The 7,486-nt window shown below is 64.6% G+C and carries 6 protein-coding genes; 2 read left to right on the top strand and 4 right to left on the bottom strand.

Annotated features, from left to right (window positions below):
- The 4 genes from EN969_RS09315 to EN969_RS09300 all read right to left on the bottom strand — a co-directional run.
- The coding region (locus EN969_RS09315) for a branched-chain amino acid ABC transporter permease (protein ID WP_127419086.1) at window positions 1-622 on the bottom strand (622 nt) is incomplete at its 3' end.
- 4 nt (window positions 623-626) lie between these two features.
- Complete coding sequence (locus EN969_RS09310) at window positions 627-1,748, bottom strand: class II histone deacetylase (protein WP_013532992.1); 1,122 nt, start codon at window positions 1,746-1,748, stop codon at window positions 627-629.
- Between the two features lie 83 nt (window positions 1,749-1,831).
- The gene (locus tag EN969_RS09305; RefSeq protein WP_063167562.1) at window positions 1,832-4,558 is read right to left on the bottom strand and encodes a LuxR C-terminal-related transcriptional regulator; all 2,727 of its coding nucleotides are present in this window, start codon (window positions 4,556-4,558) and stop codon (window positions 1,832-1,834) included.
- On the bottom strand, window positions 4,555-5,235 hold the full coding sequence (locus EN969_RS09300) for a GNAT family N-acetyltransferase (protein WP_024502523.1): 681 nt from the start codon (window positions 5,233-5,235) through the stop codon (window positions 4,555-4,557). The genes EN969_RS09305 and EN969_RS09300 overlap by 4 nt, the downstream gene beginning before the upstream one ends.
- Window positions 5,236-5,420: 185 nt before the next feature.
- On the opposite strand from EN969_RS09300, the gene EN969_RS09295 reads away from it, so the two are divergent.
- Both EN969_RS09295 and EN969_RS09290 read left to right on the top strand, forming a co-directional pair.
- Window positions 5,421-6,716 (top strand): ArgE/DapE family deacylase, encoded by a 1,296-nt coding sequence (locus EN969_RS09295; RefSeq protein WP_063170179.1) that lies wholly within the window; start codon window positions 5,421-5,423, stop codon window positions 6,714-6,716.
- Window positions 6,713-7,486 (top strand): phosphotransferase (locus EN969_RS09290; RefSeq protein WP_127419085.1); only part of this gene is annotated, 774 nt, incomplete at its 3' end. The genes EN969_RS09295 and EN969_RS09290, both read left to right, overlap by 4 nt.

The following is a 7,486-nucleotide window of genomic DNA, read 5'->3' as shown; positions in this document are numbered from 1 at the left end:
CCAGCGGCGCGACCAGTCCGCCGGCGAGCCCGGCGATGGCCGCGCCGAAGGTGAAGGCGATGGCGTAGGTGCGCCGCGTGTTGATGCCGACGCCCTCGGCCATTTCGCGGTTCTGGATGACGGTGCGGATGTCGAGACCGAAGGACGTGCGGCTGATCAGCAGGATGACGCCGAGCAAGGTCAGCATGGCGATGCCGATCAGGATCAGCCGATAGGCCGGGTAGACGGTGAAGAAGAGGTCGAGCGTGCCCTCGATAGGCGGCGTCACCGGCTTGGCGCCGAGACCGAAGATCAGTTCCAGCCCTTGCTGCAGGATCAGGCTGACGCCCCAGGTGGCAAGCACAGTTGAGACCGGCCTGGAATAGAGATGGCGGATGATGGCGAATTCGAGGATGCAGCCGATCACCGCGCCGGCGATGGGGGCAGCCGCCAGCCCTAGCCAGAACGAGCCACCCATGCTCTGGACGAAATAGACCGCGAAGGCGCCGACGGTGACGAACTCGCCATGTGCCAAATTGGTCACGTTCATCAGGCCGAAGCTGATCGCCAGCCCGAGCCCGACCAGCATCAGGATACTGATCAGCGTCAGCGCATTGAGCAGCGTGGTGATGACGAAATCCATCGCGTCAAGCCGCACTGGCGAGACGTTGGCGCAGGCCGGCGAGCAGGCCTTCGGCGGCATCGATCACCGCGGCCTGATGAAGCTGCAGGTCTTGCCCGGCCCATTCGTCGATATGGTCCGACAAAGGGTCGACCACTTCGGTACGGTGATTGGCTAGCGTCTCGATGACGGCATGGCCGCAGAACGGCACATAGCCCTCGGAGTAGCCGCCTTCATGGGTCATCATCAGGCGCCCTTGCGAGGTCTCGGCGGCCAGCGCAACCATGCGCGCGGCGAGACGCCTGAAGCATTCGCTGTTGAGCATCATGCGGCCGAGTGGATCGAAGCCGGACGCATCGAAGCCGGAGGCGACGATGACGAGGTCCGGTCTGTAGGCGCGCAGTGCCGGTGCGACAACGCGGTCGAAAGTCGCTTCATAAGCACCGGTGCCGCTGCCGGCCGGCAGCGGGATGTTGATGTTGAAGCCCTCGCCGGCATCTTTCCCGTTGTCGGCCAGCGCACCGCGCCCGGTCGGATAGAGATTGTCCTGGTGCACGGAAATGGTCAGAACCGACGGGTCGGAATAGAACACCGTCTCGGTGCCGTTGCCGTGATGCACATCCCAGTCGACTATCGCCGCGCGCCCGAGCAAGCCTTCATGCTGCAGCCGGCGGACAGCGACGCCAATGTTGGAGAACAGGCAGTTGCCCATCGCCTGGTCGGGCTCGGCATGGTGTCCCGGCGGCCGCGCCAGCGCATAGGCATTGTCGACGCGGCCGGTCAGCACGGCGCGCATCGCGGCATAGGTGGTCCCGGCCGACAGCAGCGCGATGTCAAAACTGTTGAGGCCGATCGGCGCCTGCGGCCCGGCGAAACCGGAGCCGCGTTCGCTGAGCATGCGAATATCGTCGACATGGCGTTGCGTGTGCACGCGCAACAGGTCGTCGACCGAGACCGGCTCGGGGATGATCGGCACCAGATGCCGCGACAGGCCGCTGACCTGGATGAGGTTGTTCAGCCGGCGCTTGGAGCCAGGGGATTCCAGATGCCGGCCGGGTTCCACGAAACGGCCGGGCGGCATCATGTCGGCGCTGGAGCCGGTGTCATGCCACATCAGCTGTTCGTGAAAAACGTAGCCTGTCGCCATGCGCAGCGTCCTCTGAAAACCAGGTGACGCTAGCAGGCTAACGATCAGATGGCCCGACCCGAAAGTGGGGTCGCGCCTCTTATCTATGCCCCTCCTTTCGGAGGGGTATGGGCGCCTGCAGATCCTTGCGCGGCGCGCACCGCCTGCACCCGGTTGGTCACCGCGAGCTTGCCGAAAATGTTCTTCAGATGCCATTTCACCGTGGTCTCGCTCACCGACAACGCCAAGGCGATATCGCGGTTGGACATGCCCTCGGTGAGATAGCGCAGCAGTTCGGCCTCGCGCTGGGTGAGCTGTTCCTTCTCGGCGGCTGGTGCGGCCAGCTTGCGCGTCGCGACAGGCATCGCCTGCGCGGCATCGATGATGCGCGACGCATAGGCTGACAGTGCGGGATCGGTCTTCGCCTGGGCCGCGCGCAGCCGCATCAACCCTTCGACAACAGGCCTTCCCTCGTCGACGAAAGAGCGGATGAAGCCGGAGGGTTGGGCGAGACGCAACGCATTGAGGAGATTGCGGTCGGCCTCGCGTTGGTCGTGGAAGGCGCTGGCCGCCTTGGCGCGCAGGATCAGCGCCAATATATGGCGGCGCATGCGCCCGCTGTCTTTCGTGCGCTCGAGCAGCGCGTCGAAAACCCCCGCGGCAGCGGCATAGGATTTCTCGGCCGTCAGCAGGCGGCCCTCGGCAAAGAACTCGAACTCGTTGGCGGTAGTGATGACCACCGAAGCCTCGGTCCCTTCGCCCCGATGCTCGGCCAGCAGCGCACGCGCCTCGGCAATACGGTTCTGGTCGAGCAGCACACGTATGCGGTCATGCACGATCATCGATGCCAGGCGGCGATACACCGTGCCATGTACGCGTTGATAGACGCGCTCAAGCATATCCAGTGCCGCTTCGGTGCGACCGGTCAGCTGCAGCACGCGGGCATAGGTCGGCACGCTGGCCAGGGGATAGACGATGACCGCCGCGCCCTCGATCTGCGGTCCGAGATTCTCGACCAGGGTCAGCGCTTCGCCCGACGCATTGGTCTCATAGGCAAGTTCCGCAAGCAGCGTGCCGGCCAGGGCCTCGGCATAGGAGTTTGCACCGATCCGCGCCCGAGCCTCGATGATCGCGTTGCGCAGCAGCCGCTCGGCGGCGGGCAAGCGGCCCGCCGAACGCTCGATCACGGCCATGTAGCAATTGGCAATGGTGACGCCGAGCAGGCTGCCGCTTCGCTCATGCGCCCGGCGTGCCGCATCGATGGCGGCGCGTGCGCCGTCGAGGTCACCCAGCGCATAGAGGTTGTAGCCAATGACATTGGCGGTCGCGCCCTCCATGAACCAGGCATCGGGCGCGATGACGCGCAGGGCCGCAAGGGCTGTGGCGCGCGCCTGATCGAACTGCTCCAGCGTGCTGTGAACGGCGGCGGCGAGAACCACGAGCTCGGCCTCGATCGTTGTGCCGGTCATCGTGCCCGGGTCGTTGCTGTCGGTCGGTCCGGCTTCGACCAGCTTGCGCGCATTGCTCAGCGTCTGTTGGGCAATCTCCGGCTGGCTGCTGTGCACCGCCAACCACAGCACGACCAGCTGCAGCCGAATGCGCTGGTCGATCAGCTTCCTCGGCAGCAGTGCCAGCAGCTGGCGCACGTAGAGAAGCTGGCACTGGGCGATGAGGTCGAGCGCATTGTTCTCCACGAACACCGCCGCGCGGGCCTGGTCGCCGGCGGCCAGCGCGTGCCCGATCGCCTCTGTCAGCATCTTGCGCTCGCCGAACCATTCGGCAGCCGCCAGATGCAGCGGCGCGATCATCTCCGGTTCGCGCCGTTCCATTTCGCGGCTAAGGAAATCGCGGAACAGATGATGGTAGCGGAACCAGCGCCGCTCTTCGTCGAGCGGCACCAGGAACAGGTTGCGCGTCTCGATCTCGGTGATCGCCGCTTCGGCGTCGGCCGCGCGCATCACCGCCCGGCAGGGCTCGGCGCTGAAGCGTTCGAAGATCGAGCTGTAGAGCAGGAATTTTGCGATCGCCGGCGGCAGTTCCAGGAACACTTCGCCCATCAGGAAGTCGGCGACGTTTCGGTTGGCGCCGGTAAAATTGCCGATGACGGTTTCCGGTGCATGCGCGGCACTCAGTGACAAAGAGGCCAGTTGCAGGCCGGCGGCCCATCCTTCGGTGCGCGAGCACAAGGTCTCCACCGTGCCGCTGCTGACGCTCAGGCCCAGCTTGTCGTTGAAGAAAGCTTCGGCCTCGGATGAGGCGAAACGCAGATCGTCGGGGCCGATTTCGAAAACGTCGCCAAGCACCCGGAGCTTGCCGAGCTGCAGGTCGGGCAGGCTGCGTGAGCCGATGACGAAAGCAACATTTTCCGGCGCCTGCCGGGTCAGGCGCTCCATGAACCGCTTCACCGCCGGCGCCTCGACGGCGTGGTAATCGTCGAAGAACAGGGTGATGTCGGCCTCGCGCGCCGCCAGACCCGCCACAAGTGCCGCGAGCACGACATCGAGCTGCGGGATGGGGCTCGACTGGAAGGCAAGGTCGAGTTCCGCCGGGCTCTGGACCAGATGGCGCAGCGCGCCCACCAGATGCGATAGGAAGGCGCCCTCATCATTGTCCGTCGCCTCGCAGGACAGCCATGCCGTCAGCCTGCCGTGGCGTGCGATTTCCGCAGCCCATTGCGCCATCGTCGTCGATTTGCCGAAGCCGGCGGGCGCGGCGAACAGCACGATGCGCGTGTCGATATGACGCGCCAGCGTCGACAGAATGGTCTCGCGGCGCACCCATCGGCGATGGTGCGGCGACGCTTGGCTGACGGATTGCGGAGCTGTTCTCATCTAGGTCCGCACAGCCTGTAGCTCTCTGGGGGAGAGTCGCCGCAGCCGCTCCACTCCGCTTCGATCAGCGGAATTTGCGGTGCGGCATCGCGCGGCAAGGTTCCCTTGATACGGGGATCGTCGACGATCTCAAATCCGGTAGCGAAGGGCACGAACCCGCAGGCGCTGTAGAATCCGATGACGCTGTGATGATCGAAGCTGCTTGTATGCAGCCAGATGCGGCTCGGGTTGAGACGCCATGCGAGCTCCAGTGCCCCGGCCATCAGCCGTTTGCCGAAACCGCGGCCGGTCAGGGACGGGAACAGGCCGAAATAGGTGATCTCGATCTCGTTATTGTCGGCGGCGAAGAACTCGACCATGCCGAGATGCGCGCCGGTTTCATCATGGCCGTAGTAGAGATGCTGGCGCGGGTCGGCGAAATGCTCGGTGATTTCGGCATCGGACATTTCGGAAACGCGGTCCCACAGCCAGGGTGCGCCGATCTTGAGAAAGATCGCCCGGTAGGAAACGCAGTCGGGCGTCGTGATCCGTGTCATGCCCAAAGGGCGCGCGAGATCCGGCTGCGGCGTACGCGCTTCCATCCAGGTCACCGCATTGGCAAGCTTGCCAGCCGGCAGGCGATGGTAGCCAATGGCGAGATCGGTGATTTCGGCGGGCATCGTGTCTTCTGTGATCAACGCATTCCTCGTCATGTCTTCCAGAGATAGCAGTATCGGCTTGCTGCATCCGATGCCAACTCCCCCAAGACCATGGCAGCATCGAACGGCAAGTCCTGGACTGAAAGTTTGGCGCGCATGCCTCTTGCATTTCACAGGAATGGCATATGAGATATGATACACCATCCAGATGAAAGTGAAATATGATGCCTAAGCGGATTGCGGATGAGGCCATTCTGAGCGCAGTCGATGATGGCTTCGCCCGACAGGTCGCGTTTCTGCAAGACCTCGTGCGCTTTCCCTCCCAACGTGGCGAGGAACACCCCGCGCAGTCGTTTATGGCCGCCGCCTACGAGGCGGATGGCTACGCGGTCGACATGTGGCGCGTCGATGTCGACGTGATTCGCGACCTGCCGGGTTTTTCCCCCGTGGCGGTCTCTTACGACGATGCCTTCAACGTCGTTGCTACCCACACGCCGCGAAACGCGACCGGCCGCTCGCTGATCCTCAACGGCCATATCGATGTCGTTCCGACCGGACCGCTCGACCGCTGGGTCCGCGATCCCTACGATCCGGCGATCGAGGATGGCTGGATGCATGGCCGCGGCGCCGGCGACATGAAGGCCGGCCTGTCCGCCTGCCTCTATGCGCTGAGCGCCTTGCGTAGCCTTGGCTATCAGCCGGCCGCGAACGTGTATCTCCAGTCGGTGGTCGAGGAGGAATGCACCGGCAATGGCGCGCTTGCATGCCTGCAGCGCGGCTACCGCGCCGACGCCGCCTTCATTCCCGAGCCGCTGGAGCCGCGGCTGATGCGGGCGCAGGTCGGGCCGATCTGGTTCAGGGTCGAGGTCGACGGCGATCCGCAGCATGCGTCGGGTGCATTTTCGGCCGGCGCCAATGCCATTGAAAAAGCCTTCGTCATCATCCAGGCGCTGAAGCAGCTCGAAATCGTCTGGAACGCGCGCAAGGTCGATGATCCGCATTTCCATGATCACCCGCATCCGATCCGCTTCAACCTCGGCAAGATCGAAGGCGGCGAGTGGACATCGAGCGTTCCGGCGCGCTGTGTCTTCGAGATGCGCGTCGCCACCTATCCCGGCCAGAGGCTCGAAGACGCCAGGGCCGAGCTCGAGGCCTGCATTGCCGATGCGGCGCGCGCCGATCCGTTCCTGGCCAACCGACCACCCAAGATGACCTACAATGGCTTCATGGCCGAGGGCTATGTGCTGGAGGGCGCCGACGAGATGGAAGCGGTGCTGCGCCGCAGCCATACCGCCGTGTGGGGCGAGCCGCTGACGGAACACGTCACCTCGGCGACCACCGATGCACGTTTCTTCGGCCTCTATGCCGACACGCCGGCGATCGTCTACGGCCCGATCTGCCGCATGCCGCATGGCTATGACGAGGCCGTCGATCTCGACTCGGTGCGCAAGGTCACCCAGACGATCGCGCTGTTCATCGCCGACTGGTGTGGCCTCGAACCTATCGAGGCTAAGCCATGAATGCGGCGGTGCCCGATGCGTTCGGCGAAACACTCGCCGAGGACGCACCGGGTGTCTCCACGGCCGACGCCCTCGCCATCCTGCGCCGGCACTACGGGCTGACCGGCACCGCGCGTCCGCTGCCTGGCGAACGCGACCACAATTTCCATATTCAGACCGACGGCGAGGGCGAGTTCGTCCTGAAGATCTCCCATCCGGCGGAAGAAGCTGGCTTCACCGACTTCCAGAACAAGGCGCTCGACCACATCCTTGCGGTCGACCCCACCTTGCCGGTTCCCTCGGTGCGCAAAAGCATCGAGGATGAAGCGCAGTTCGCGGTCAGCGTCGCTGGATCGGCGCCGCGCATTATCCGGCTGGTGACCTATCTGTCCGGTCAGTTGCTGTCGCGCTCGCCGACTTCCGAGGCGCAGGATCGCAATCTGGGCATCTTCCTCGCCCGCCTCAGCCGGGCGCTGCGCGGCTTCTTCCATCCGGCCGCCGGCAACGACCTGCTCTGGGACATCCGCAAGGTCGCCAAGACACGGCCGATGATGGCGCACATCACTGATCCGAGTCGGCGGGCGATGGTCGAGCGCGCGATCGACTCCTTCGAGGAGCATGCTGCGCCGGTCATCCCGAGCCTGCGCGCGCAGATCGTCCACAACGACATGAATTCCTACAATGTGGTGATGGATGCTTCGCGGCCGGAGGTCGTGAGCGGCATTCTCGATTTCGGCGACATGATCCATTCGCCGCTGATCTGCGACCTCGCCATCGGCGCCGTCTACCGC

It is taken from the genome of Mesorhizobium sp. M7A.F.Ca.CA.003.01.2.1, from assembly GCF_003998945.1.
Taxonomy (GTDB): Bacteria; Pseudomonadota; Alphaproteobacteria; order Rhizobiales; family Rhizobiaceae; genus Mesorhizobium; species Mesorhizobium ciceri.
The sequence above is the reverse complement of the archived record's forward strand: the minus strand, read 5'-3'. Positions and strand labels throughout refer to the sequence as shown.